We start from the raw sequence: 22,997 nt of genomic DNA on the forward strand, positions 1-22,997 counted from the left end.
CTCCCTGGGGATACGAAGGAGGGATCGAGAGCTGCGGCGCGACCCTGCTCGGGGCTCTTGAGCAGGGCGCAAGCTCGTAACTAAATCTGGCCTTGATTTTATATCTTTTAGTATATATTTTTTAGGGCGGCCAATGATCTATAAGGTGCAGTTCCATCCTGATTTCGTCCCCGAATGGAAGCAGCTGGAGATGGGGTTGAAGGAACTGGTTGGCGAAGTGTTGGACCACCTCGAAGACGATGGTCCCTTCCTAGGTCGTCCTGAGGTCGATACGCTTTCCGGTTCCGATTATGCAAATATGAAGGAGATCAGAGTCAGGTTTGGAAGACAGGTCTGGCGTTTTGCATTCGCCTTCGACCCTGCCCAAAGAGCCATTGTCCTTTGTGGAGGGGACAAGCAAGGGATAAATGAAATGCTCTTTTACAAACAACTGATCAACAAGGCTGACGCCCGGTTCGCTGCATGGCTGAAGGAGAGTTAAAATGAGCGCTGAGTGGAAGACGTTACGCGCCGAACTTCCAGAAGATGTTCGCACTCGGCTCGACATGAAACGTCAGGAGCGCCGTCTGGGCAAGGCCTTGGCGGAAGTGCGCAAGGCGATGCAGGCAACGCAGCAGGATGTCGCTGCGCGTGCCGCCATGACGCAGAACACTGTTTCGAAAATCGAAAGCGCCGACGATGTCCTACTGTCGTCCGTCGTGCGGTACATGCATTCTCTCGGAGGCGGAGTCGAGCTTGTTTTGAAAACACCCGACGGGAAAGCAAGGCGCGTTGACTTTGATCCGGAAATTTATGTGAAGCAGATCGTCTAAGGCGCGTCGCGTCAAATTTGATTGATGCTACGCGTTTTAGCTCTTTGTTTTTACGCATGTCGTTGCCACAAAACCGCTGCACGCTTTTGCGCGATATGCTTTAGCTGCAAAGCACTCGGATTGCGGCAGCCCTGCCTTTGGTGCGCGGGGTATTGAGGGCGCGAAACGTTAGCACAGATCGTTCCCCGCCTTGAACCGCAAGCCGTCATCCCCTAAATTACCCGCCATCGACCATTTCAACAGGATGTGTGCCGCAATGGATTTCAACCCGATCGCAATGCCAGTTCGCCTTGCCAACGGGGAAATCCATATCCATGCCTGCATCTATCACTCTCTCCAAAATTTCATGGGCCACGCCTGACGGGCGGCCGCTTTTTTCCGATTTCGACTTAAGTTTCGGGGCGGAGCGTATCGGTCTGGTCGGGCGCAACGGCGTCGGCAAGACGACGCTGCTGAAGCTCGTCTCCGGTGACGCCAAGCCGCATTCGGGAACAGTATCGGTCGGCGGCAGCCTCGGCATCCTGCGCCAGAATGTGCAGGTGGCATCTCACGAAACCATTGCCGATCTCTTCGGAGTCGCCGGGCCGCTTGCGGTTCTCCAGCGCGCCGAAGCCGGCGAGGCGACGGCGGACGAGCTTGCATCGGCGGACTGGATGCTGCCGGCGCGGATCACAACAGCACTCAGCCGGACGAGGCTCGACGCACTGCCGCAGACACGGCTGGCCGAACTTTCCGGCGGGCAGCGCACCCGGGCCGGGCTTGCCGCGCTTGTTTTCAACGAACCGGATTTTCTGCTGCTCGACGAACCCACCAACAATCTCGACCGCGATGGCCGCGAGGCAGTGATCGCGCTGATATCGGGCTGGCGAGCCGGCGCGATCATCATCAGCCATGACCGGGAACTGCTCGAAAACATGGATGCGATCGTCGAACTGACGTCGCTCGGCGGGACGCGTTATGGCGGCAATTGGAGCCATTATCGCCAGCGCAAGGCGCTTGAGCTTGCGGCGGCAGAGCACGATCTTGCCGATGCCGATAAGCGTATGGCCGAGGTCGCCAGGAAGGCACAGGCGACGGTGGAGCGTCAGGCGCACAGGGACAGCGCCGGGCGGAAGATGGCGGCCAAGGGCGGCATCCCGCGCATCATGCTCGGCGGCATGAAGGAGCGCAGCGAAACGACGGGCGGCGACAATGCCCGGTTGGCCGAACGCCGGCGCGCCCAGGCACTGGACGAAGCAAAGACCGCGCGCGAAAAAATCGAGATCCTGCAGCCCTTGTCGGTGCGCCTGCCGCCGACCGGGCTTTCTGCCGGCAAAGCCGTGCTGAAAATGGAGGGCGTCACCGTGGGCTATCGGCCGGGCGATGCCGTCATCGAAAATCTCTCCTTCGACGTGACGGGACCGGAGCGCATTGCCGTCACCGGCCGCAACGGCGCGGGCAAGACGACGCTGCTGGCGCTTGTAACCGGCGCGTTGAAACCCTGGGCCGGCACAATCGCCATGATGACCGGCTTTGCAATGCTCGACCAGAAGGTCAGCCTTCTCGATCCGTCGGCCTCAATCCGCGATAATTTTCGCCGGATCAATCCGCCTTCCGATGAAAACACCTGCCGCGCCGCGCTTGCCCGTTTCATGTTCCGGGCCGATGCGGCGCTGCAGACCGTCTCGACGCTGAGCGGCGGGCAATTGCTGCGCGCCGGCCTTGCCTGCACCCTCGGCTCCGCGCCGCCGCCGCTCCTGATTCTCGACGAGCCGACCAACCATCTCGACATCGATTCGATATCAGCGGTCGAGGCGGGTCTCAGCGCCTATGACGGAGCGCTCATCGTCGTCAGCCACGACGAGACGTTTCTCGAAAATATCGGCATCAGGCGGCGGCTGGAATTGCCGGGCGATGCGGGTGGGTGATTTCAGGAGTGCAGCAGCGCCCTCCACCACCGGCACCTACCATTCCCTAACTGCCTATAAGAGCGCGGCTCAACCGAAGCCCGAGAGGGCGTAGCCTCGAAGCACGCCGCAACATTGCTTCCTGCATCCCTCTGACGCCGCCTCCCTTGCCTCATTTTTCCGGCAACGGTATTTCCATCCTGCAACCCTTTCGAGAAAGGCCCCGGTGTATTTGCCTTTCGGCCTGCCATTAAGTCTTCGCTCAATCTCGATTGCTCCACTAGCCCGTTTCGCCGTGAAAAGGCTTGAGGTCGCTAGTTCGAAAGCGATGCCATACTTGCAAGATATAACGCATTCAACCTATTGATAACCACCGCGGCGGCTTGGAGGAGAAGGGCATGACTATGGAAGAGGCGATCGGGCATCGTGCAGCCCAAAAGTGGAGCCTCTGGAGAAGCGCCAATATTGGCATTAGCGTTAGCGCTGCCATCTTGTTGCTTCAGGTCGCGAACGGTCGAGGCTTTGAACTAGCAAACTACGCCCACACTCGGAGTGCGGAAACGATTAGCGCTTTAGGTGGGCAGGTTCTCGCCGCACCACTATTATTTGTGGTGATTGCAGCCATACGAAACGTTTTCAGAAGGGGTCAAGCTAAGTCGAACGCAAGTGCCATTCGGGGAGCAATCACGTTTGCGGCGCTCTTTGTCACAATTTTCGTCGGCCTTCTTGCCTACGGAGAGTTTGTGTTCTCTCGCGACGAAGCAATCGGTGGCGAAGCTCGAAAATCATTCATAGCCGACACCCAGTTTGCTTGCGTTCGAAAGCAGGCCTCACTCAACCAAGCTATTACCCAGCAGCAAATCCAAACCTATTGCACCTGTTTCACCGAGAAGATGGCCGACATCACGACGTACAAACAATTGGGCACTGAACTGGCTGCCAAAGACCTCGCGGACCTGCAGCAAAAGGTTGGAGAAATAGGCAACCTTTGCCGCCAATGAGTTCTGAACGGCGCATCGACTCGATATCAGCGGTCGAGGCCGGGCTGCGTGCTTATGACGAGGCGCTCATCGTCGTCAGCCATGACGAGACGTTTCTCGAGAGCATCGGTATAGAGGGGCGGCTGGAATTGGCTGGCGGTGTGCGGCGGGTTGATTGATGGATGCTCCTTGCATCCATCAACCACCAACGCACCTGCCTCGCCCTTCGAGGCCCCTGCGGGGCACCTCAGGATGAGGCTCTCTTGGGCGCCGGGCAACGGCGCCTCCCTTGCCTCCTAGTACAGGCAATGGTATTTCAATCCTGAAACCCGTTCGAGAAAGGAGGATCACGCTATGCAATATTATTTCCGGCATCATCGCCAGCGTGGTCCCGTCAACGCCCTGCAAATGCGTTTGCAGGGCTGACCAGAGACCGTTTCTCGACATCTCTTCCTGGTCTGCCCTCGTGGCCAATGCGGCGCCGTGCGAAATACCGCGCCCATTCCTGTCATTTTCCCGGGCCCGATAGGCGCAATCCCGTGATGGCTGAACGCCCCGGATCGCGTCGACACCCGGTCAGACCAGAGAACGATCATGACCCTCATCAATATCCGCAATCTCGGCGTGACGCTGGGCAATCCTTTATTTTCGAAACTCAATCTTGTCGTCAATTCAGCCGACCGCATCGGCCTCGTCGCCGCCAACGGGCGGGGGAAATCGACGCTGCTTGCCTGCATCACCGGTGCGCTGGAGCCGAGCGAGGGCGAGATCACCAAGGCGCGCGGGCTGACCGTCGGGCATGTCGCGCAGAATGTGCCGCCTGCCCTTTTCGACACGGTGTTTTACGATGCGGTGCTGCAGGCGCTGCCGGCCGATCAGGCCGAAAGCGAGAGCTGGCGGGTCGACGTCGTGCTGGAATCGCTCGACGTGCCGGAGGCCATGCGGAGCCGGCCGCTGAAGCAATTGAGCGGCGGATGGCAGCGGCTTGCCATGCTTGCCCGCACCTGGGTGAGCGAGCCCGACGTGCTTCTGCTCGACGAGCCGACCAACCATCTTGACCTCGAAAAGATCGGGCAAGTGGAGAGCTGGCTGAACGCGCTGCCGCGCGACGTGCCGGTTATCCTGTCCAGCCACGATCGCGCCTTCCTCGATGCGACGACCAACCGGACGCTGTTCCTGCGGCCGGAGCAATCGCCGGTCTTCTCCCTGCCCTATACCAGGGCGCGCGCCGCGCTCGACGAGGCCGACGCTTCCGAAGCCCGGCGCTACGAGCGCGACATGAAGGTGGCGGAGCAATTGCGCAAGCAGGCGGCGAAGCTCAACAATATCGGCATCAATTCCGGCAGCGACCTGCTCGTCGTCAAGACGAAGCAGCTCAGGCAACGGGCGGAGAAGCTGGAGGACGCGGCAAAACCGGCGCATCTGGAGCGCTCGGCCGGGGCGATCCGGCTCGCCAACCGCGGCACCCATGCCAAGGTGCTGGTGACGTTGGAGGATGCGGTGGTGACGACGCCCGATGGAACGCCGCTGTTCAAGACCGGCCGGCAGTTCATCTGCCAGGGCGACCGCATCGTGCTGCTCGGCCTCAACGGCGCCGGCAAGTCGCGGCTGGTGTCGATGCTGAAACAGGCGATCGAAAGACCGGAGACAGCGCGCGACAGCATCAAGGCGACGCCCTCGCTCGTGCTCGGCTACGGCGACCAAGCGCTTGCCGATCTTGCCGACAGCGATACGCCGATCGGCACGATCATCCGCCGCTTCGATGTCGGCGACCAGCGGGCGCGGGCCTTGCTGGCAGGCGCCGGCTTGACGATCGACATGCAGGCAAAACCGATCGGCCAGCTTTCCGGCGGCCAGAAGGCGCGGCTCGGCATGCTGGTGCTCAGGCTGACCGAGCCGAATTTTTACCTGCTCGACGAGCCGACCAACCACCTCGACATTGAGGGACAGGAAGCGCTGGAGAGCGAGTTGATGGCGCAGGAGGCGAGCTGCCTGCTGGTCTCGCACGACCGCAGTTTCGTGCGGGCGGTGGGAAACCGGTTCTGGCTGATCGAAAAGAACAAGTTGGTGGAAGCGGAGAGCCCGGAAAGGTTTTTCGCTTCGGTGGGATCAGATCGGTGATGGGGGCGGCGCCGCCGCCCCCTCCGCCGCGATCGGCCCGCAACAAATCTCAACGTTAAAAGACACTCCGCAACATCGGGGCGGGGCATGTTCCTGAGAGTCGGGCGGTGTCGCCACTGCCCTCTTTTTGCTCCCAATGAACACGAGGCATCTTCATGCATATCAGATTTATCGCCTGCGCCGCTGGCGCTTTCGGCCGCCGTTCCGGCCGTTGCCGCCGACCTCACTTACGAGACACCTGCTCCCGCCGCCGAGCAGATATCTGTGGCCTATGATTGGTCGGGCTTCTATCTCGGCGGCCAGGGCGGATATTCCTGGAGCCAGACGAAGATCCTCGGCTCGGATGAGAATATCGACGGCGGCACGGCAGGGCTGCATGCCGGCTATAATTTCCAATCCGGAAATATCGTCTACGGCATCGAGAACGACATCAACTACAACTTCGAGAAAAACGACGATGCCAACCTCGAATGGGATGCATCCGGCCGGGCGCGGGTTGGTTACGCCTTGGATCGAACCCTGTTCTTCGCAACGGCGGGTGTGGCGGCCGGCGGTGGCAAGGTCGACATTCCCACCGCCGGAAAGAAGGACGGCATCCTGATCGGCTGGACGGCCGGCGGCGGCATCGAACACGCGGTCACCGACCATATCCTTGGTGCGCGGCGAGTATCGCCATTCCGATTTCGGCAACAAGGACTTCGGCTCCGCCATCGGCGATGTCGGCGCCACGCAGGACAAGGTTCTCTTCGGGAGCAGCTACAAGTTCTGAGGGGAAGAGTGGCGGGCGGTTGTCAGTCCGGCTGCCGCAAAGGGTGTGACGGGTGGCCCCTCATCCGCCCTACGAGCACCTTCTCCCGTTTGGGGAGAAGGTGGCAGCAGCCAGATGAGGGGGGCTCACGGCACGACGCTAAAGGGGCCAAAACCTACCGCTTCGGCGCCACCAGGCAGAAGAAGGCACCCTGCGGGTCGGTGGCCTGGATGATCCAGCTGCCGCCGGGGACTTCCATGGGACCGTGGACGACCTTGCCGCCGCCGGAGTTGACGCGTTCGATCGCGGCATCAAGCGCCGGCACGATGAAATAATAGCTCCAGAACGGCATCGGGATGTTTTCCGGCTTGGTCATCATGCCACCGATCTGCTTGCCGTTACGGGCGAAGAGGTAGTAGACGCCCATCGGGCCCATGTCCATTTCGCTGTCCTTGGTCCAGCCGAACAGCTTGGAATAGAAGGCGACGGCGTCTTTGCCGTTGCCGGCATAGAGTTCGTGCCAGCCGATATTGCCAGGCGCATCGGGGGCCAGTTCCGGCCAGGTTTTGTCCATCGGCGCCGGCGTCATGATGCAGAGCACCGCGCCATGCGGATCGGCGACAACGGCGAAGCGGCCGATACCCGGGATATCGTCCGGCGGACGACGGACCGATCCGCCATTGGCGACGAAATCCTTGGCCGACTGATCGACGTCGTCGACATCGACATAACCCGTCCAGTTCGGCGGAATGCCCTTACCCTCAAGTTCGGCTGGAAATTCCATCAGGCCGGCGACACCGATGCCGTTCGCCTCGAAGATCGTATAGGTCGGCATGCCCTCCACCTTCATCTCGGAGGTGGTCCAGCCGACGACCGAGCTGTAGAATTTCGCGGCAGCCGATGTGTCGGGGGTCATCAACTCGCACCAGATGAACTTTCCATGCGTCTCAGACATCGTACTCTCCCTTTAGAGGCGCCCCTTTTTTCAAGGTTCGAGCGCCGTGATTGTCAGATCTGCCGGGCGTAATGCGCTTCCATGAACTGTTTCCAGGCGCCGTCCGGCTGCCTGGCGCTGGAGATGAAGGTGCGGTGATCGGCGTCGACGAAAGTGATCCGCTCGCGGTAATCGGCAAGACCTTCGCCGTTGAAGTCAGGCCCTGTCGTATAGAGGTCAAGCACATTGCCCGAAGCGTCGAGCTCGCCTTCGTAGATCCACATGAAGTCCATCATGCTGCCGATCCAGCTGCCGACATACTTGGCCTTTGCGGCGTTATAGCCGAGCGTCAGGATGCTGGTGGCCTGTTTGCCATCCGGCATGCGGCCGGTGCCCTCGGCGACGAACCAGATGCCGTGCAGCGAGCGGACGGTCTCCGTCCAGAGCTCGCCGCCGGACATTTCGGGTGCGGTGACGGTCCAGTCGCCCACCAGTCTCTCCAGGAAGGAATGTTCCTTCAGCACTTCTGCGGTCTTCATCATCCTTCTCCCTTGCGTGATGTTGGCCAATGCCTTTATCGGCGCAACTCCCAGGAGGTCGCTTTGTGACGTCTGCTCGAATTTGCGCTGGCCAGCCAGGGCATGATGCCGAAAACCGCTGACAGTTTTCGGCATCATGCTTTGGCTCAGTGACAGCAGGATGGCGCCTTGGGGGCCTCCTCATATTCGTCGTGACGGCGCACGAAATTCATCGTGCTGTCCTCGTTGCGGCCTTTCGGGGCGCGGTCGAGGATCATCAGGGTGCCGATCAGTTCCTCGGGCCCGCGGGCGTAGCTCGAATAGGTGTGGAAGACCTCGCCCTTGTCGTTTCGGTAGAAAGCGCTCAGACCCGGCAGTTCGTCATTGGCGTCAGCCGGCTGCATGGGAGTGAAATTGTAAAAGACCTTGTCTTTGGCAAGGTCCTCCGGGCTGAAAGAGACGTGATAATCGAAATTGAAATCGCTGCCGAAGGAAGAGACCCAGGGGAATTTCCAGCCCATGCGGCTTTTGTAGGCGGCGATCTTGTCGAGCGGCGCGCGCGAGACGGCGACCCAGGTGACGTCGTGATGGTTCAGATGCGGCAGGGCGCCATCGATATGATCGGACAGGAAGGAGCAGCCGGGGCAGCCGGCATCCCAATCCGGGCCGAGCATGAAATGATAGATCAAAAGCTGGCTGCGGCCATCGAAGAGTTCGGCGAGCGACTTCTTTCCCTCGGGCGTGTCGAAAACGTAATCTTTATCGACCTTCACCCAGGGCAGCGCCAACCGCTCGGCGTTGATGCTGTCGCGCAGCTTCGTCGCCTCCTTTTCCTTCAAGAGCAGGGCACGGCGGGCCTCGAGCCATAGCTCGCGGGAAACAACTTCGTTCTGCATTGGATGCGCCCTCCTCCGGCGCTGCCGGCGAGCCGGCCCCTCTCCTTCTCCTTGACTAGAAAGATTGATATCAATATAAAATGGCCATGTCAAATTCGGTTGAAATTCCTTTCTCTACAACGCTGCTGGTGCGCGACACCTGCCTCTGCCTGCATGCGCAGCGAGCGGCGCGGGCACTCGCTCGCCTGTTCGATGACGCATTGCGGCCCGCGGGGCTGACCAACGGGCAGTTTTCGCTGATGATGTCGCTGAACCGGCCGGAGCCGCCGCCGATGGGGCCGGTCGCCTCCCTGCTTGCCATGGACCAGACGACACTGACGGCGGCGCTGAAACCGCTGCAGCGCAAGGGCTGGGTGAGCGTGATGGAAAATCCGAAGGACAGGCGCGGCCGGCTGCTTGCCCTCACCGGCGAAGGCAAGGCGGTGCTAGCAACAGCGCTGCCGATCTGGAAAGAGACGCATGCGGCGCTCGACCAAAAGCTCCCGGATGGAAGTTCCGCGCGGCTGCGGCAGGATCTGCAGACGGTGTCAGGGATGACGGATGAGACGCCGAAGCCGGCCGGGCGCCGACTACGTTAAGGCGCACGGGTAGTCGGCGAATAGGGCGAGCCGAACGTCACTCCGCCACTGTTCGAGTATGTTTGCAGCTGTTCGATCAGCGTCAAACGGCTGCCCCTCACCCTAGCCCTTGCCGGGGTCGAACCACGGGTCTCGACCCGTCCTGCGGACCCCCGTTTTGACGGGGAGAGGGGACGTGCCCCGCGCAAGGTCTGGGGATCGGAGAGTGTCCGGCTTGCCCCCTTCGCCCGTTTAGGGGGAGAAGGTGCCGGCAGGCGGATAAGGGGCCACCTCGCCGATCTTCCGGCTGTTACTGCAATCAGGCAACCGTGACCGGAACTTCGGTCGAGGTGCGCATGGCGTGGCTGTAGGGGCAGACGATGTGGGCGGCGGCGGCGAGCTTTTCGGCGGTTTCGCGGTCGAGGCCGGGGATGTTGACCGTCAGCGCCACTTCGATGCCGAAGCCGGTGCCATCTTCACGCGGGCCGATACCGACTTTGGCGGAGACCGTCGTGTCTTCCGGAATCTTGACCTTCTGCTGGCCCGCGACAAATTTCAAGGCACCGAGGAAGCAGGCGGAGTAGCCGGCGGCGAAGAGCTGCTCGGGATTGGTGCCGGTTGCGCCGTCGCCGCCGAGTTCCTTCGGAACGGTCAGCGTCACGTCCAGAACACCGTTTTCGGAAACGGCGCGGCCGGCGCGGCCGCCGGTGGCAGAGGCTTTGGTCGTATAGAGAATAGGCATGACGATCTCCTTTGGTTGGCCCTTCGATCGGGTTGGATTTTTACTATCGTACAATTAAATTGTACGCAAGTGAATTTTGCAAATTGCATTTTGGCATGGAAAAGAAGACAATCACGACCTTAAGGATGATGGATATGAAAGCGCAGACGATAAAAACGATGGAGATACCGCAGGAGGAGAAACGGCTGGAAAAGCAGTTGTGCTTCGCGGTCTACGCAACGGCGCATGCTTTCACCCGCGCCTACAAGCCGATCCTCGACAGGGTGGGCCTGACCTATCCGCAATATCTGGTGATGTTGGTGCTATGGGAACGCGGCGAGTTGCCGGTGAAGACGATCGGCGAGCAACTCGATCTCGATTCCGGCACGCTGTCGCCGCTGTTGAAGCGGCTGGAGCAAAGCGGGCTGATCAAGCGGCTGCGCGACCTGCGCGACGAGCGCCAGGTGATCGTGTCGCTGACCGCTGGAGGTGAGGCGATGAAAGGGGAAATCGATACGATCATGACAGCGATCGGCCAAGCCGCAGGCTGCACGCTGAAGGAAATGGCTGAGATGCGCGACATGCTGCATCGGCTGCGCGGCAATCTCGGCCGGGCCGGCACAAACGGCGGCTGACCACATCCGCCCGGTTAGCTTAAAACGGTGTAAGCCTGAGGATCAGGGCCGCTTCACAGCCGCCTTGGCCGGCGACCGGCGTTTCTTTGCAGGCGCCGCTTCAGGTGCTGCCTCGGCCTCCTGCTGCAGACGCAGGGCCTTCAGCTTTTCCGTCTTCTTGTCTCGGGCCGACGCCTCGGCCGCGATGATGGCGCGCGCCGTGTGATCGGTCGCTTCCGCCTTGTCGCGAGACGAAAGCTTGGCGGGATTGAAGAATTCTCCCTTGGTGGCGGTCATGTGCCCCTTTCTCAGGTGATGACGGAGGCTTTAGCCATGGCTAAGAGCCGTGATTCCGCGGCCGGGCCGGCTGGCCGCGATGCCGCGGTTGGGCCGCGATGCCGGGATTAGCGGGCGCGGAGAACCTTTTTCGGCGCCGGCAGCAGGCCTTCGCGCTGCAGCTTCTTGCGGGCAAGCTTGCGCTGGCGGCGAATGGCTTCGGCCTTTTCGCGGGCGCGCTTCTCGGACGGCTTTTCGAAAGCGCTGCGCGCCTTCATTTCCCGGAACAGGCCTTCCCGCTGCATCTTCTTCTTGAGCACGCGGAGCGCCTGATCGACGTTGTTATCCCTGACGAGAACCTGCAAAACGATATCCTTCCTGTCGGCGGCCGGGCCGCGCTGTGATGGTAAAAACGGCGGGACTACTTGCCCGTCCGAATGCTCGAAAACTTCAGCCAAGGCTCGGCGCCATCAGACTTGGCCACTGCCTCGGGGGAAGCCCTGGAGGGCGATTCCCCGGTATCGATGTCGGCCTCGGTGATGCGGCGCTCGAAATTCTCCGCGTCGAACCGGACGCGATATTGCACATGCCCGTGGTCGTTGGGGAGAATGCTGGCGATCCGGCACCGCTTATCGGCTTTCGCCGTACGAGTGAGGCCCGATTTCAGCACGATCATATCGCCGATTTGATAGTTTAGTCTGCCCATTTCAGCGTCCCTTGAACTCTTCGGCTGCTCGCCGGTCAATCAGAATAACCGCGGTCAATTCGGACATGCCGGCGATCAAAGCAAAAAGGCCGGGTTGGCACCCGACCTCTTCCAGTCACTCAGCCATTTCTCCGCCAGTCGGTCAGCTCGCTGCCAGTACATCCGTGGTCAGCGCGCCGCCAGCATCTGGACAGCATAGGCGAATGACAAATCATGCGGCCTGAAGGTTGTCAGCCGAATTCTTGCCCGACTTCTTGTCGCGGACGAGATCATAGCGGATCTTCTGGCCTTCAACGAGTTCGCGCATGCCGGCGCGTTCGACCGCTGAAATGTGGACAAAAACATCCGTAGAACCATCATCGGGCTGAATGAAGCCAAAACCCTTGGTGCCATTGAACCATTTGACGACGCCTGAATTCATAACGATCTCCTTTTCAACCGTTGTGTTCGCCTGCGGAAGAATGTCCGACAAGCCGTATCGATGTTGAGAGGATATCTGACGGAGCGCTTCAGCGCGTGGACAAAGGTCGCAAGCAATTCGATACGCACCATGTAGGTTATTTACCGAATTAAGCAATGGTTTTCTGAAAATAAAACTTTTCCGGGCGTGGGAAACGAGGGCATTTACCCACGGAATGCCGCTCGGCCGGGCAAGATCGAACCGGGGCGGCCGGATCGCGGCCGCCCCGCTGACATCACTGCCAGACGACGATCGGCGCCTTTGTCGGCACGCGGTCGTAGAGATCGATGATATCCTGGTTCATCAATCTGACGCAGCCCGAGGAGACGGCCTTGCCGATCGAGCGCCAGTCGGGATTGCCGTGCAGGCGGTAGAGCGTGTCTTCGCCGTTCGAGAAGATATAGAGCGCGCGGGCGCCGAGCGGGTTCTTCAGGCCCGGCTCCATACCGCCGTTCTCGATCGAATATTTGACGAGTTCCGGCTGGCGGGCGACCATCTCGTTCGGCGGCTTCCAGCGCGGCCATTTCTGACGCCACTGGATGACGCCGGAACCCTGCCAGGCGAAACCCTCGCGGCCGATGCCGACGCCGTAGCGCATCGCCATGCCGTCACCCTGGACGAGATAGAGAAAGCGCGACGGCGTATCGACGACGATGGTGCCGGGCGGCTGGCCGGTGGGATCGAGAACGCGCTGGCGATAATAGCGCGGGTCGATCTGCTCATAGGGAATGGCGGGGATGAGAAAGCCACCATCCTCGACGGGACCATACATGACGGCAAGCTCGGCCCCACTCGGCACGCTCGACGCCCCAGGCGATTGGAAGAGGCGCATGGGCGAACGGTAGATGATCGTCGTATCGCCCGATGTGACCGTATTGGCCGAAGAGGCGCAGCCGGTGAGCGCGGAGGCTGCGGTCAATGCCGAAAAGGAAAGAAAGCTGCGGCGGGAAAGATGTCTATCGAAGCTCATGACGCGGGACTGATTTCCTCTGATGCGGGAGCCGGACAAAACCCTGCGTGAGCGGCGATTCGTCCGATGCCGAGAACAACATCAGAAGATCTATCGGCTTGCGCCAAATAAACCATAGCTTCACGCAGACGTGTCCGGCCTTGGGCAGACGATATCAGCGGCGCTGTTGCAGCGCTACATCACAACGATCTCCGCCTTGGCAGGAAGGCGGTCATAGAGATCGACGACGTCCTGGTTCAGCATGCGCACGCAGCCGGACGAGGTGGCCTTGCCGATCGACTGCCAGTCGGGTGTGCCGTGGATGCGATAGAGCGTATCTTGCCCGTCCTTGAAGATATACATGGCGCGGGCGCCGAGCGGGTTCTGGAGCCCCGGATTCATGCCGCCGTTTTCGGCCGAAAAGGCGCGAACCTCGGGCTGGCGCGAGATCATCTCGACCGGCGGCGTCCAGCGCGGCCATTTCTGCTTCCACTGAATGACGCCGCGGCCCGACCAGGCGTAACCATCGCGGCCGAGGCCGACACCGTAGCGCATCGCCTTGCCGTTTTCCTCGACGAAATAGAGGAAATGCGCCCTGGTATCGACGATGACCGTGCCGGGGCGCTCGGTCGTCTGGTAATCGACTTCCTGGCGGAGGAACTGCGGCTGCACGCGGCTGACCGGGATCGCCGGCAGGGTGAAATCCTCGTCGCGGACCGCGCCATACATTGCCATATGCACCGGATTGCTGACCGGCAGGCCGTAGGTCTGATGGAATTGGGTCTTGTAGAGTTCTCGCGTCTGCGGCACCGGCTGATCGGGTATCGGCCGCACCCGGCGCGGATCGACGCCGGGCGGCTGATAGAAGACCGGCGAGGTCTCCTGAACGAAGCGGGCGGGCGAATCGGCGGCGACATCGGGAATGAGGATGTTGCAGCCGCTCAGCGACCCGGCTGCGATGACGAGCCCGGCAATCGGGAAGACCCGGCGCAGAAAATTCATGGAACCACCCTTATCAACGATCGGCGAGACAGCGATATCTACCGCGACGATGGCATCCGCGGCTGGCGCGAGGCTGGTGTTGAGGGCGGGAAAGCCGGAAGCTAATGCATGCGACCCGAAGTGCAGAGCAAAAAGCGCTGTGCCTCAGGGCCATCCCCACTGCCCAGCTAAACTTCCTGCAATGGCGAAGGCAGCAGCTCGGGGAAGTCGTTCGGCACGATCATGGTCTCTGCGTCCGTTGTCACACCGGGAACACAGGCCCAATAGGCCTGCGTTTGAAGCGGCGGCGAAAAATCAGGCCGCCACCCCATGGAAGAAGCGGATGCTCTGTTCGATCTCGGCCGGCAGCGCCGAAGTGTGGTTGCCGGCGACGGTTTCGGTTTCGATATGGATGCCGGCGGCGCGGGCGCGGCGGGAGAGAAGATCGGCCCGGTCGTTGAAATGAGCCTCTTCCGTGCCGTGAACGACACGGATAGGACATTTGAAGCTCTGGGCGTAACACAGCGCCGACCGCACCTCGAACTCATGCGCATTGCTGTCGTCGAAGCGGATATCCTGGGGATAGCGCTTGAAGAAGCGGAAGGCGTCGGGATTGCCCGATATCGGCGCGGCGGCCCGGAATTTCTGGGTGCTCATCGCCGTCAGCATGGTCAGCGTACCGCCGATGCTGTGGCCGGCGATGAACAGCCGCCCTGGATCGACCCCCGGCAGATGCGCCAGCCGCTCGGCGGCGGCAAGAACGTCGTCGACCTCGTCATAGAAGCCGGAGAAATTGCCCATCTGGCCGTTTTCGCCGCGCAGCGACGGCATCATCACAACGTAGCCGGCATCCATGTAGGGCTTCATCAGTTGCCAATGGCCGATGCCCATGGCATTGCCGCCGTGGAGGAAGAGCACCGCGGGCTTGGCGGCGCGCTCGCGCTTATATTTCGAGACCCAGGCGACCAACTCGAGTTCGCCGTAGCCGGAGCGATAAAAGATCTTGTCGGCGTCGGCCGGCGCGCTCAGCGGCTCGTATTTGTCGGGCGCCGGACCCTTCTGCAAAAGCTTGGTGCGGAATTGGTGGCGGACCTTGGCATAGTCATGCTTGGCAAGCCGCGGTTCATCCGGAACATCGAAGGCCGCCGCCACTTGCGGCAGGACGAGTGCGCCGGCAAGACCCGCCAGCACGGCACGGCGTTGGCGGAAAAAGGCATTTTGTTCATGCGAGCTCATAACGCAGCACCCAAATCACGTCCCCGGCACACAAGATTTGCACCGGAAGATCGTTGCCGCCAATACACATCCTGTTGAAATTTTGGGACTGCGGCATTGTTGCACAGGAGATTGGCCCTCACCCCGGCTTGGCGTCGATCATGGCGATAAGGGTGCGCAGCCGATCGGCCTCATAAGTGGGCTTGTCGGGGCGAAGACGGGCGATGCGGGGAAAGCGCATGGCGACGCCCGATTTGTGCCGGGTCGAGCGGTTGATGCCTTCAAAGGCCACCTCGACGACGAAGCCGAAATCCTTATCGGCGCGCACGGCGCGCACCGGCCCGAAGCGCTCGGTGGTATTGTTGCGCACGAATTTGTCGAGCACTTCGAGTTCCGCATCGGTGAAACCGAAATAGGCCTTGCCGACGGGCACCAGTTGTTCCCCGTCCTCGTCGTCGGCCCAGACGCCGAAGGTGAAATCGGAATAGTAGCTCGAGCGCTTGCCGTGGCCGCGCTGGGCATACATCAGCACCGCATCGACATTATAGGGATTGCGCTTCCACTTGAACCAGGGGCCCTTCATCCGGCCGGCCTGATAGATGCTGTCGCGCCGCTTGATCATCACGCCCTCGATGACCGGATCGGGCGGGGCCGCACGAAGACGGTCGAGCTCGTCCCAGGACGAGAAAGGCACGAGCGGGGAGAGGTCGAAACGGTCGTGGGGGGCACGGTCGATGATCTCGGCCAGCCGATCGCGGCGATCGGTAAAGCCATCGCCCCGCACATCCTCGTCGCCGTCGAAGAGCAGGTCGTAGGTGCGGATGAAGGCGGGGTAGTCGGAAAGCATCTTTGCCGTCACCGTCTTGCGGTTCAGGCGCTGCTGCAGATCGGAGAAAGTGCGGGTCGGGCTGTTGGAGCGGGCGGTGCCGCCGACCAGCAGCTCGCCGTCGACAACGCCGGAAAAGCTGATGGCGTCGAGAATATCGGGAAAGGCGCCCGAAATGTCGTCGCCGGAGCGCGAATAGATTTTGCGCCGGTCGCCGGAGCGGGAGAGCTGGACACGGATGCCGTCCCATTTCCATTCGGCGGCGTAATTGGCCGGATCGAGCCCGCTAAGGTCCCCCTCCTCCACCGCATTGGCGAGCATGACCGAATGAAAGATCGCCGGTGTCGCCAGCACCGGTTTTTCGCCGCCCGCAGCCAGCCATTCGAACAAAGTCTCGTAAGGCGGCTGCAGGCCGTGCCAGAGCGTTTCGATTTCGGTGACGTCCTTGTCGCCGAGATCAGCCAGCGCCTGTTTGGCAAGACGGGCTGAGACACCGATGCGCATGGCGCCGGTCGCCAGCTTGATGAAAGCGAACCGGCCGGAGGAATCCAGCCGGTCGAGCAGGTCGCGGACGAAGCCGCGCACTTCCGTGCGGCCGAGCGCATTCATATCGGTGACAACAGCGCCGAGACGCGGCTGGGAAAGGGCCGAGCGGTCGATATCCCGCTCATTGTCCCAGACGAGCGAGATAGTTTCGGCGAGATCGCCGACATAATCGTAGGAATAACGGAACAACACCTCGTCCATGCGCTCCAGCACCAGTTCGCGCAGCATGGCGGGCTTGACGTTACGCACCTCCAGCGTGCCGGCGATGGCGGCAAGGCCGTAGCCGCGGTCAGGGTCCGGCGTGTCGCGGAAATAATCGGTCAGCAGCTTCAGCTTGCCGTTGCGGCTGGGGGTGAGAACGAGGCGGTCGAGGAGGTCGGCGAAGGCTTTCATGTCGGCCTCCGCGTTTGAGGGGAAGGCTCAAAGGGTACGCCCTCATTCCTGTGCTCGTCACAGGAATCCAGTGCGCCCAAGTCCTTGAACGCGAGAAACTCTTCGGTGTCACATAAGTCATTCACCGCGCCGACGCGCGGTGGCTGGATTCCTGTGACGAGCACAGGAATGAGGGAGCGAGGGGCGTGCATAGCCGCCATTTCCAGCGCGCCGGCGATAGCGGCAAGGTCCGCTGGGGAGGGGTTCTGATCCAGCACAGAGCGCATCTCAATCCGCCTCATCTTCATAGCCCACCAGATGCAACGGCTTCGCCTTGATGCTCTGGAGCTGGCACCAACGCACCAGGGCCTCCTCGCGGCCGTGGGTTACCCAGACTTCGGCCGGGTGCAGTTCCCGGATGGTTTCCGTCAGCTCCGGCCAGTCGCAATGATCGGAGATGACGAGCGGCAGTTCGACGCCGTGCTGTTTGGCGCGCTGGCGTACCATCATCCAGCCGGAGGCGAAGGCCGGCAGCGGTTCGTTGAAGCGCCGCGCCCAGCGGTCGGCGAAGGCCGAGGACGGACCGACGACGACGGCGCCCTTGAAGGCGGATTTGTCGCGGCTCTCGATCGTCGCCGGCAGCAGCTCACCGAGATCGATGCCCTCGCCGACATAGTAGTCGCAGAGCTTTTCCATGGCGCCGTGGATATAGATCGGCTCGGTGTAGCCGGCATCGCGCAGCAGCCTGATGACACGCTGGGCCTTGCCCAGCGCATAGGCGCCGACGAGATGGGTGCGCTCGGGAAATTGGCGGAGCGAGGCGAGCAGCTTGCCGATCTCATCCATCGGATCGGGATGATGGAAGACCGGCAGGCCGAAGGTCGCCTCGGTGATGAAGACATCGCAGGCGACCGGCACATAGGCGGCGCAGGTCGGATCCGGGCGGCGTTTGTAATCGCCGGAGACGACGATGCGGGTGCCGTTTTTCTCGATGGCGATCTGCGCCGAGCCGAGCACGTGGCCAGCCGGATGAAAGCTCACCTTGACGCCGTTGATGAGCAGTTCCTCGCCGAAGGCGGCAGCCTGCTCGCTGACGCAAAAGCCCTCGCCGTAACGCAGGCGCATGATGTCGAGCGTCTGGCGCGTGGCAAGCACGTTCACATGGCCCGGCCGGGCGTGATCGGAATGGCCGTGGGTGACGAGCGCCCGCTCCACCGGCCGCACAGGATCGACATAGAAGCCGCCTTCGGGGCAATAGAGCCCTTCCGGGGCGGGATAGAACAGCGCATCAGGTCTCATGAAGCAAGAGATAGCCGGAAATCGGCGCGAGGCCAGAGGTCGTCATCAGGCTATCCTGTCGAGAAAGGACAGTACCGCGGCATTGAACTCCGCCGGCCGTTGCAGCGGCGCGAAATGGCTGACGGCTTTGAGATAAATCATCTCAGCGTCCGGAATGCTGCGGACAAGATATTCGGCATGCTCCGGCTTGATGAACTCGTCGTGCCGACCGAGCACGATTGCGACCGGCACACCGATCCGTGCGAGGTCTTCGGCGCTGTAATTCGGCTCCGTGCGCATCATCTGGCTGACCGCCTCGACGAAGGCATTGAAGTCATCCGGCGTGGCGGACAAGGCCGCATAATCCTTGGCATGGCGGCTGAAGCATCGGTCGATGACCGGGGTCGCAACAAATTCCAGCGTACCGCTCGGATCCATGTTGCAGGCGAAGAAGAAGACGCCGTCGACACGTGACGGCACCGTCGCGGCGAGGATCAGCGCGATACAGGCGCCGTCGCTCCAGCCGATGAACGCTGCCTTGTCCAGACGCAGTTCGTCCATGACATCAAGCACGTCTGATGCCATCAGTTCATAGGTGTAGGGACGGGCATCGCGGGTGCTGCGGCCATGGCCGCGGCTGTCGATCAGCACGACGCGGCGGCCACTGTCGAGCAGCGCCGGGAGCTGATAGCCCCAGTTGCCGCTATGGCCGAGACCGCCATGCAGCAGGATGACGGCAGGACCGGTCCCATAGCTCGCATACCAGATGCGGGCACCGTCGCGTCCGACATGGCCTTCGACAGATGCCGGCGGCAAGGCGGCCGCGCCGTGTTCTGCGAAACGGATGAGCTCGTCGTCCTGTGGTTCCATGGCGATACCGATCCTCTCCGGGGAATAAACTGCCAGCATAGAAAAGCCGGAAAAGAGCCCAAGAACAACCAGAATCGCTTTCTAGCTGTTGCCTCTTTCGATGCAATCATGGGGAGCATAATGGGCAGGAAGCTTTTCTATTGCGTGGGCGCGGTCGCACTTGTCGCGGCGGGCATCTATCTCAACAACACCAGCCTACTCGCCGAGCATCAGCCGGGAAAGCCGGTGCTGCTCGCCCATCGCGGCATCGCCCAGCGGTTCGACGAGACCGATCTGAAGAACGACACCTGCACGGCGAGCCGCATGCTGGCGCCGAAACATGATTATCTCGAAAATACCATCCGCTCGATGCAGGCAGGCTTTGCGGCGGGCGCCGATATTGTGGAGATCGACGTGCATCCGACGACAGATGGCGCATTCGCCGTCTTTCACGACTGGACCCTCGACTGCCGCACCGACGGGCACGGCGTCACCCGCGATCATTCGATGGCGGAGCTGCGGAAGCTCGACATCGGCTATGGCTATACCGCTGACGGCGGCAAGAGCTTTCCCTTCCGCGGCCGCGGCATCGGCATGATGCCGACGCTGGCCGAGGTGCTCTCGACCCTTGCGGATCGGCGCTTCCTGATCAACGTCAAGAGCCGCGATCCGTCCGAGGGCGAAAAGCTCGCCGCCGTGCTCAACGGACTTTCACCCGCGCGACGGGCAGACATCATCGTCTATGGCGGCGACGAGCCAATCGACGTCATCCGGCAGCGCGCGCCCGATATCAAGACCGCCTCGCGCCAGAGCCTGAAGGGCTGCCTTTTCGGCTACATCGGCTATGGCTGGACCGGCGTGCTGCCGGATGCCTGCAAACAGCGGATGATGCTGGTGCCGATCAATATTGCGCCTTGGCTCTGGGGCTGGCCGGACCGTTTTCTCAACCGCATGCAGGATGCAGGAACCGAGGTCTTCGTGCTCGGCCCCTATCGCGGCAGCGATTTCTCCACCGGCATCGACGACGCCGCGCTGTTGGCGCGACTTCCGGAGAACTATGCGGCGGGCATATGGACGAACGAGATCGAGGCGATCGGCAAGCTGGAAAAATAAGGCGTTCAAGCGCGTCGCGATCTTTCAGATTCACTCCTTGCGCTTTAGTTCCTTATTTTACGCATGTCGTTGCCGCAAAAGCGCTTCGCGCCTTGCCTGGGAAAAACGCTGCGCAGTTTTGCGCGACGGGCTTTAGAGGCTGCGTGCCCGCAGCAATGCCGGGATGTCCTCCGGAGAAACGGGCTTGGAGAAGCGGTAGCCTTGCGCCTCCTCGCAGTGTGCGTGACGCAGGAAATCCATCTGGGCGTCGGTTTCCACGCCTTCGGCGAGCACCGAAAGCTTCAGCGTCTGCGCCAGCGAAATCACCGCCGAGGCGATGGCAACGGCGGTCTTGTCGCCCGGCAGGGCCTCGACCAGCGAGCGATCCATCTTCAGCCGGTCGAAGGGGAAGGTCTTCAGCGCCGCCAGGCTGGAATAGCCGGAGCCGAAATCGTCGATCGACAGGCGCACACCGAGCGCGCGCAGCGATTCCATCATGGCAAGCGCGCGTTCGGCATCCTGCATTACCACGCTTTCGGTGACCTCGAGTTCCAGCCAGCGCGCTTGCAGGCGGTGGCGCTCCAGCGCTTCGGCGACGTGGCACGCAAAATCCGGATCGGCGAACTGCTTGGCCGAGACGTTGACGGCGACGGTCAGCGACGGCAGGCCCATATCCTGCCATTGGCGCGCCTGGCGGCAGGCCTCGTTCAACACCCAGAGACCGAGGGGAACGATGAGGCCGGTTTCTTCGGCGAGCGGAATGAAATTGACCGGCGGCACCCTGCCCTTGGCCGGATGGTTCCAGCGCACCAGCGCCTCGATGCCGGTGATGCGGCCGGTGGCGACATCGACCTGCGGCTGGTATTGCAGGAACAGCTGGTGGCCGGTAATCGCCTGGTGCAGCTCCTCCTGCTCGCCGAGCGGCATTCCCACGGGCGCGCCACCGCCATCGTGATGCTGCAAGGTGTTGCGGCCAAGCTCCTTGGCACGGTACATGGCGCGGTCGGCATTGGCGAGAAGCTCTTCCGAGGTCGCGCCGTCGAAGGGGAAGGCGGCAACGCCGATGCTCGAGGTGACGGTGATCTCGCCGCCGTCGCTGGGGATCGGCCGGTTGATCGCCTTCTGCAGCTCGCGCAGGCGGCGCGTGATGCCGGCATCGTGGCTCGACTGGTGAACGAGCACGACGAGGAATTCGTCGCCGCCGAGACGCACCACCATATCCGAGGCCCGGATGCTGTTGGCCATGCGGGCGGCGGTTTCCTTCAGCACCTCGTCGCCGGCGGCGTGGCCGCGGCCGTCGTTGATGTCCTTGAAATTATCGAGATCGATATAGGCGACGGTGACCTTGCGGGTGTGGCGCCGGGCCTGGTCGAGGATATTGGCGAGCCGCTCCTTGAGGAAGGCGCGGTTCGGCAGGCCGGTGAGATCGTCGTGATGGGCCATGAAATGGATGCGATCATCGACACGCTTGCGCTCGATGGCGATGCCGGCAATGTGCGTGGCGAGCGCCACCAGCTTTATTTCGTGCTCCGTCGGACGGCGGACTTCCCTGGAATAGAGGGCAAAGGTGCCGAGCACATTGTTCTGCGAGGTGGCGATCGGTGTCGACCAGCAGGAGCGGAAGCCGAACGGCGCGACCAGCGCGCGGAAATCCTCCCACAGCGGATCGCTCATCACGTCCTCGACGATCACAGTCTGGCCACGCCAGGCGGCGGTGCCGCAGGAGCCGACCTTGGGACCGATGGTGACGCCGTCGATCAGCCGGCTGTAGCCGCCGGGCAGATTGGGGGCGGCGCCGTGATAGAGCCTGGTGCCCTCGCCGTTCAGCAGCAGCACCGATCCGTCGATGCCGGTCAGTTGCGCCTCGATCATCAGCACCAGCGCCTCGAGGATCATCGGCAGCGGCTCGTTGCGGGCGATCATTTCGAGCAGGTTCGCCTGCTCACGATGGAGATCCTCCTGACGCTTGCGTTCGGTGATATCGCGGGAAACGCCGATCAGGCCGATGATCTCGCCGCGATCGTTGCGCAGCGGGATCTTCGAGGTCAGCCGGCATATCGGCCTTTTGCCGCCGGGCAGGACGTAGCTTTCCTCCATATCGATGCAGGCTTGCCCCGTCGCCATGATCTGCTGCTCGATATCGAAATGGCGGCGAGCCGTCTCGAAATCGAACAGGTCGAAATCACGCTTGCCGGTAAGCAGATCAGCGCTCTCCAGACCGAGGCTGCTGGCGGTGACGGCGTTGGCGAAGACGAAGCGGCTGTCGCGATCCTTGACATAGAGGAAATCCGGAAGCTCGTGGACGATCGTCTTCAGGCGCAGGTTCTCGATGCCGTCGGAGAGGTGATGGGCGGTCGAGGCCATCATCGCCTCCGTCGCGGCGACGATGCGCCGCGTTTCGGCCGACAGGGCATCGGTCGATTCCCATCGCCTGGCACTCGGTTCGTGCATGCCGTCATTCTCCCCGGAGGCCGAAGGCCTCATCCCGCATAATCACCCCGTAATATTCCCTTCAAAGTAGTCCTCATTCCCTTCGGCTTGCTTAAATGAAAGAGTGAACAAGACGACAAGATCGGCGGCGATATCCTGCCCTTGGCCAAGGCGACAACCGCAATTCCGGCCACCTGTGCCAGAAAGAGACAGGCGGGTCTGGCATGTTT

Annotated in this window: 24 protein-coding genes and 1 pseudogene; 10 read left to right on the forward strand and 15 right to left on the reverse strand. The window is 61.8% G+C overall.

Annotation, left to right across the window (positions count from 1 at the left end; all coding sequences use genetic code 11):
* Positions 1 to 133: 133 nt before the first annotated feature.
* The 7 genes and pseudogenes from OS035_RS00540 to OS035_RS00570 all read left to right on the forward strand — a co-directional run.
* Positions 134 to 481, forward strand: a complete 348-nt coding sequence (locus tag OS035_RS00540; RefSeq protein ID WP_097627586.1) for a type II toxin-antitoxin system RelE/ParE family toxin — start codon at positions 134 to 136, stop codon at positions 479 to 481.
* Between the two features lies 1 nt (position 482).
* Positions 483 to 812 (forward strand): helix-turn-helix domain-containing protein, encoded by a 330-nt coding sequence (locus OS035_RS00545; RefSeq protein ID WP_097627584.1) that lies wholly within the window; start codon positions 483 to 485, stop codon positions 810 to 812.
* A gap of 314 nt (positions 813 to 1,126) precedes the next feature.
* A complete protein-coding gene (locus OS035_RS00550) occupies positions 1,127 to 2,719 on the forward strand; it encodes an ABC-F family ATP-binding cassette domain-containing protein (protein ID WP_331813218.1) in 1,593 nt (530 codons plus the stop codon).
* A 377-nt stretch (positions 2,720 to 3,096) separates the two neighbouring features.
* The gene (locus tag OS035_RS00555) at positions 3,097 to 3,699 is read left to right on the forward strand and encodes a hypothetical protein (protein ID WP_097627580.1); all 603 of its coding nucleotides are present in this window, start codon (positions 3,097 to 3,099) and stop codon (positions 3,697 to 3,699) included.
* The gene (locus OS035_RS00560) at positions 3,696 to 3,857 is read left to right on the forward strand and encodes a hypothetical protein (RefSeq protein ID WP_165503949.1); all 162 of its coding nucleotides are present in this window, start codon (positions 3,696 to 3,698) and stop codon (positions 3,855 to 3,857) included. The genes OS035_RS00555 and OS035_RS00560 overlap by 4 nt, the downstream gene beginning before the upstream one ends.
* Before the next feature lie 415 nt (positions 3,858 to 4,272).
* Complete coding sequence (locus OS035_RS00565; RefSeq protein ID WP_097627576.1) at positions 4,273 to 5,799, forward strand: ABC-F family ATP-binding cassette domain-containing protein; 1,527 nt, start codon at positions 4,273 to 4,275, stop codon at positions 5,797 to 5,799.
* A gap of 87 nt (positions 5,800 to 5,886) precedes the next feature.
* Positions 5,887 to 6,390 (forward strand): annotated as a pseudogene (locus tag OS035_RS00570) (outer membrane protein); the annotation flags it as partial.
* A gap of 332 nt (positions 6,391 to 6,722) precedes the next feature.
* Here OS035_RS00570 and OS035_RS00575 read toward each other — a convergent pair.
* The 3 genes from OS035_RS00575 to OS035_RS00585 form a co-directional block, all read right to left on the reverse strand.
* Positions 6,723 to 7,502 carry a VOC family protein gene (locus OS035_RS00575; protein ID WP_097627572.1) on the reverse strand — a complete coding sequence of 260 codons (780 nt, stop codon included), beginning with the start codon at positions 7,500 to 7,502 and terminating at the stop codon, positions 6,723 to 6,725.
* Positions 7,503 to 7,555: 53 nt separating this feature from the next.
* On the reverse strand, positions 7,556 to 8,023 hold the full coding sequence (locus OS035_RS00580) for a DUF1579 domain-containing protein (RefSeq protein ID WP_331813219.1): 468 nt from the start codon (positions 8,021 to 8,023) through the stop codon (positions 7,556 to 7,558).
* 143 nt (positions 8,024 to 8,166) lie between these two features.
* Positions 8,167 to 8,895, reverse strand: coding sequence for a DUF899 domain-containing protein (locus OS035_RS00585; protein ID WP_310803861.1), 729 nt, complete (start codon positions 8,893 to 8,895; stop codon positions 8,167 to 8,169).
* 86 nt (positions 8,896 to 8,981) lie between these two features.
* Here OS035_RS00585 and OS035_RS00590 point away from each other — a divergent pair, with 86 nt between their 5' ends.
* Positions 8,982 to 9,473: a MarR family winged helix-turn-helix transcriptional regulator gene (locus OS035_RS00590; protein WP_097627764.1), complete on the forward strand. Its 492-nt coding sequence runs from the start codon at positions 8,982 to 8,984 to the stop codon at positions 9,471 to 9,473.
* A 298-nt stretch (positions 9,474 to 9,771) separates the two neighbouring features.
* Here the strand turns inward: OS035_RS00590 and OS035_RS00595 are convergent, their stop codons facing one another.
* Entirely contained in the window at positions 9,772 to 10,194 is a 423-nt protein-coding gene (locus OS035_RS00595) for an organic hydroperoxide resistance protein (protein WP_003580247.1), read from the reverse strand.
* A gap of 125 nt (positions 10,195 to 10,319) precedes the next feature.
* Between OS035_RS00595 and OS035_RS00600 the strand changes: the two genes are divergently transcribed.
* Positions 10,320 to 10,808, forward strand: coding sequence for a MarR family winged helix-turn-helix transcriptional regulator (locus OS035_RS00600; protein WP_097627566.1), 489 nt, complete (start codon positions 10,320 to 10,322; stop codon positions 10,806 to 10,808).
* Between the two features lie 42 nt (positions 10,809 to 10,850).
* On the opposite strand, the gene OS035_RS00605 is transcribed toward OS035_RS00600, so the two are convergent.
* The 10 genes from OS035_RS00605 to OS035_RS00650 all read right to left on the reverse strand — a co-directional run bounded on the left by OS035_RS00605 (position 10,851) and on the right by OS035_RS00650 (position 19,266).
* Positions 10,851 to 11,084: a hypothetical protein gene (locus tag OS035_RS00605; RefSeq protein ID WP_003580252.1), complete on the reverse strand. Its 234-nt coding sequence runs from the start codon at positions 11,082 to 11,084 to the stop codon at positions 10,851 to 10,853.
* Positions 11,085 to 11,191: 107 nt separating this feature from the next.
* Complete coding sequence (gene rpsU, locus OS035_RS00610; RefSeq protein ID WP_003569533.1) at positions 11,192 to 11,428, reverse strand: 30S ribosomal protein S21; 237 nt, start codon at positions 11,426 to 11,428, stop codon at positions 11,192 to 11,194.
* 56 nt (positions 11,429 to 11,484) lie between these two features.
* Complete coding sequence (locus tag OS035_RS00615; RefSeq protein ID WP_097627564.1) at positions 11,485 to 11,769, reverse strand: cold-shock protein; 285 nt, start codon at positions 11,767 to 11,769, stop codon at positions 11,485 to 11,487.
* A gap of 211 nt (positions 11,770 to 11,980) precedes the next feature.
* Positions 11,981 to 12,190: a cold-shock protein gene (locus OS035_RS00620; RefSeq protein ID WP_003546468.1), complete on the reverse strand. Its 210-nt coding sequence runs from the start codon at positions 12,188 to 12,190 to the stop codon at positions 11,981 to 11,983.
* A 274-nt stretch (positions 12,191 to 12,464) separates the two neighbouring features.
* A complete protein-coding gene (locus OS035_RS00625) occupies positions 12,465 to 13,199 on the reverse strand; it encodes a L,D-transpeptidase family protein (RefSeq protein WP_097627562.1) in 735 nt (244 codons plus the stop codon).
* 174 nt (positions 13,200 to 13,373) lie between these two features.
* Positions 13,374 to 14,180 carry a L,D-transpeptidase gene (locus OS035_RS00630; RefSeq protein ID WP_331813222.1) on the reverse strand — a complete coding sequence of 269 codons (807 nt, stop codon included), beginning with the start codon at positions 14,178 to 14,180 and terminating at the stop codon, positions 13,374 to 13,376.
* 294 nt (positions 14,181 to 14,474) lie between these two features.
* Entirely contained in the window at positions 14,475 to 15,395 is a 921-nt protein-coding gene (locus OS035_RS00635; protein ID WP_097627558.1) for an alpha/beta hydrolase family protein, read from the reverse strand.
* A 118-nt stretch (positions 15,396 to 15,513) separates the two neighbouring features.
* Complete coding sequence (locus OS035_RS00640; protein WP_183851994.1) at positions 15,514 to 17,139, reverse strand: cisplatin damage response ATP-dependent DNA ligase; 1,626 nt, start codon at positions 17,137 to 17,139, stop codon at positions 15,514 to 15,516.
* A gap of 267 nt (positions 17,140 to 17,406) precedes the next feature.
* Positions 17,407 to 18,417: a ligase-associated DNA damage response exonuclease gene (locus OS035_RS00645; RefSeq protein WP_331813223.1), complete on the reverse strand. Its 1,011-nt coding sequence runs from the start codon at positions 18,415 to 18,417 to the stop codon at positions 17,407 to 17,409.
* Between the two features lie 45 nt (positions 18,418 to 18,462).
* Entirely contained in the window at positions 18,463 to 19,266 is an 804-nt protein-coding gene (locus OS035_RS00650) for an alpha/beta fold hydrolase (protein ID WP_310803862.1), read from the reverse strand.
* Between the two features lie 120 nt (positions 19,267 to 19,386).
* Here OS035_RS00650 and OS035_RS00655 point away from each other — a divergent pair, with 120 nt between their 5' ends.
* Entirely contained in the window at positions 19,387 to 20,358 is a 972-nt protein-coding gene (locus OS035_RS00655; RefSeq protein WP_310803863.1) for a glycerophosphodiester phosphodiesterase family protein, read from the forward strand.
* Positions 20,359 to 20,490: 132 nt separating this feature from the next.
* Here OS035_RS00655 and OS035_RS00660 read toward each other — a convergent pair whose 3' ends face one another.
* A complete protein-coding gene (locus OS035_RS00660; protein WP_331813224.1) occupies positions 20,491 to 22,788 on the reverse strand; it encodes a sensor domain-containing protein in 2,298 nt (765 codons plus the stop codon).
* Positions 22,789 to 22,997: the final 209 nt, after the last annotated feature.

Origin of the sequence: Rhizobium sp. 268 (assembly GCF_036571585.1) — a bacterium.
GTDB lineage: Bacteria > Pseudomonadota > Alphaproteobacteria > Rhizobiales > Rhizobiaceae > Rhizobium > Rhizobium redzepovicii.

What these genes read in the sequence shown, in the direction of transcription:
- OS035_RS00540 (WP_097627586.1), top strand. Translation starts at nt 134, where the DNA reads ATGATCTATAAGGTGCAGTTCCATCCTGATTTCGTCCCCGAATGGAAG.
- OS035_RS00545 (WP_097627584.1), top strand. Translation starts at nt 483, where the DNA reads ATGAGCGCTGAGTGGAAGACGTTACGCGCCGAACTTCCAGAAGATGTT.
- OS035_RS00550 (WP_331813218.1), top strand. Translation starts at nt 1,127, where the DNA reads ATGCCTGCATCTATCACTCTCTCCAAAATTTCATGGGCCACGCCTGAC.
- OS035_RS00555 (WP_097627580.1), top strand. Translation starts at nt 3,097, where the DNA reads ATGACTATGGAAGAGGCGATCGGGCATCGTGCAGCCCAAAAGTGGAGC.
- OS035_RS00560 (WP_165503949.1), top strand. Translation starts at nt 3,696, where the DNA reads ATGAGTTCTGAACGGCGCATCGACTCGATATCAGCGGTCGAGGCCGGG.
- OS035_RS00565 (WP_097627576.1), top strand. Translation starts at nt 4,273, where the DNA reads ATGACCCTCATCAATATCCGCAATCTCGGCGTGACGCTGGGCAATCCT.
- OS035_RS00575 (WP_097627572.1), bottom strand. Translation starts at nt 7,502, where the DNA reads ATGTCTGAGACGCATGGAAAGTTCATCTGGTGCGAGTTGATGACCCCC.
- OS035_RS00580 (WP_331813219.1), bottom strand. Translation starts at nt 8,023, where the DNA reads ATGATGAAGACCGCAGAAGTGCTGAAGGAACATTCCTTCCTGGAGAGA.
- OS035_RS00585 (WP_310803861.1), bottom strand. Translation starts at nt 8,895, where the DNA reads ATGCAGAACGAAGTTGTTTCCCGCGAGCTATGGCTCGAGGCCCGCCGT.
- OS035_RS00590 (WP_097627764.1), top strand. Translation starts at nt 8,982, where the DNA reads ATGTCAAATTCGGTTGAAATTCCTTTCTCTACAACGCTGCTGGTGCGC.
- OS035_RS00595 (WP_003580247.1), bottom strand. Translation starts at nt 10,194, where the DNA reads ATGCCTATTCTCTATACGACCAAAGCCTCTGCCACCGGCGGCCGCGCC.
- OS035_RS00600 (WP_097627566.1), top strand. Translation starts at nt 10,320, where the DNA reads ATGATGGATATGAAAGCGCAGACGATAAAAACGATGGAGATACCGCAG.
- OS035_RS00605 (WP_003580252.1), bottom strand. Translation starts at nt 11,084, where the DNA reads ATGACCGCCACCAAGGGAGAATTCTTCAATCCCGCCAAGCTTTCGTCT.
- OS035_RS00615 (WP_097627564.1), bottom strand. Translation starts at nt 11,769, where the DNA reads ATGGGCAGACTAAACTATCAAATCGGCGATATGATCGTGCTGAAATCG.
- OS035_RS00620 (WP_003546468.1), bottom strand. Translation starts at nt 12,190, where the DNA reads ATGAATTCAGGCGTCGTCAAATGGTTCAATGGCACCAAGGGTTTTGGC.
- OS035_RS00625 (WP_097627562.1), bottom strand. Translation starts at nt 13,199, where the DNA reads ATGAGCTTCGATAGACATCTTTCCCGCCGCAGCTTTCTTTCCTTTTCG.
- OS035_RS00630 (WP_331813222.1), bottom strand. Translation starts at nt 14,180, where the DNA reads ATGAATTTTCTGCGCCGGGTCTTCCCGATTGCCGGGCTCGTCATCGCA.
- OS035_RS00635 (WP_097627558.1), bottom strand. Translation starts at nt 15,395, where the DNA reads ATGAGCTCGCATGAACAAAATGCCTTTTTCCGCCAACGCCGTGCCGTG.
- OS035_RS00640 (WP_183851994.1), bottom strand. Translation starts at nt 17,139, where the DNA reads ATGAAAGCCTTCGCCGACCTCCTCGACCGCCTCGTTCTCACCCCCAGC.
- OS035_RS00645 (WP_331813223.1), bottom strand. Translation starts at nt 18,417, where the DNA reads ATGAGACCTGATGCGCTGTTCTATCCCGCCCCGGAAGGGCTCTATTGC.
- OS035_RS00650 (WP_310803862.1), bottom strand. Translation starts at nt 19,266, where the DNA reads ATGGAACCACAGGACGACGAGCTCATCCGTTTCGCAGAACACGGCGCG.
- OS035_RS00655 (WP_310803863.1), top strand. Translation starts at nt 19,387, where the DNA reads ATGGGCAGGAAGCTTTTCTATTGCGTGGGCGCGGTCGCACTTGTCGCG.
- OS035_RS00660 (WP_331813224.1), bottom strand. Translation starts at nt 22,788, where the DNA reads ATGCACGAACCGAGTGCCAGGCGATGGGAATCGACCGATGCCCTGTCG.